The organism is Desertibacillus haloalkaliphilus (genome assembly GCF_019039105.1).
In the GTDB taxonomy this organism is placed as follows: Bacteria; Bacillota; Bacilli; order Bacillales; family KJ1-10-99; genus Desertibacillus; species Desertibacillus haloalkaliphilus.
The window spans coordinates 1-343 of record NZ_JAHPIV010000517.1 but is presented as its reverse complement, the minus strand read 5'-3'; the positions used below and the strand labels follow the sequence as shown (position 1 = coordinate 343).

1 pseudogene is annotated in these 343 nt (G+C 39.7%); it reads left to right on the top strand.

Features of this window, described 5'->3' with window-relative positions:
- Positions 1 to 343, top strand: a pseudogene (locus KH400_RS23080) (gfo/Idh/MocA family oxidoreductase); the annotation flags it as partial.

Sequence of the window (343 nt, the reverse complement as noted above, 5' to 3'; positions counted from 1 at the left end):
ATCCTACAACGTTTGAAGTGGAAGATTCCGCCTTTGGTTTTATCAAAATGGAAGATGGGGCAACTATTTTCCTTGAATCTTCGTGGGTTTTAAATACAACAGATGCAAAAGAAGCTGCAACAACGTTATGTGGAACAAAAGCAGGGGCTGAAATCACATCTGGCATGGGCAAAAAAGGAAGTTTGATCATTAACAAAGCAGCATATGGAGAATTAGTAACTGAGGAACCTACAATTATTGGCGGTGTAGACTTTTTTGATGCCAAACACGCAGGAGAGGCTGTAGCTGAAGCGAAACAGTGGTTAGAATCAATTATTAATGACACAGAACCTTTAGTAAAACC